Genomic DNA, 359 nt, shown 5'->3' on the forward strand with positions numbered 1-359 from the left:
CCATACTCAGCCATCGATCCCGGCATATCCTTACCGAACCGGGTTAACGACACCGGCTTACCCAGGCCATGCGCTGACATGTAAGCCATGTAGGCGTGGTACAGATAACGGCGCGGGGCAAAGGGGATGATCTCAGCATTACCAATAAACATCCCCTCACACTCCACCATAGCCATCAGGTAGCCGCAAAAGTCCACCAGCGAATCACCCTCACGCTTGACGGCTAATGCTTCCTCAGATTGCCGCTGTTCCAGTAAAAGCCCCTTGGCCTCCTGTTGCTTGGCAAAGCGGGTTAACAAGTGCCGGATGATAACCGCCAGCTCTGCTTCAATCTTTTCAGGTAGGTGAATATCGCGTTC

1 protein-coding gene is annotated in these 359 nt (G+C 53.8%); it reads right to left on the reverse strand.

The genetic code is table 11. The features are described from left to right. The coding region (locus tag ACKWMY_RS28375) for a primase-like DNA-binding domain-containing protein (RefSeq protein ID WP_409487567.1) at window positions 1-359 on the reverse strand (359 nt) is incomplete at both ends.

Origin of the sequence: Serratia sp. J2 (assembly GCF_046269175.1) — a bacterium.
GTDB classification, from domain to species: Bacteria; Pseudomonadota; Gammaproteobacteria; order Enterobacterales; family Enterobacteriaceae; genus Chania; species Chania fonticola_C.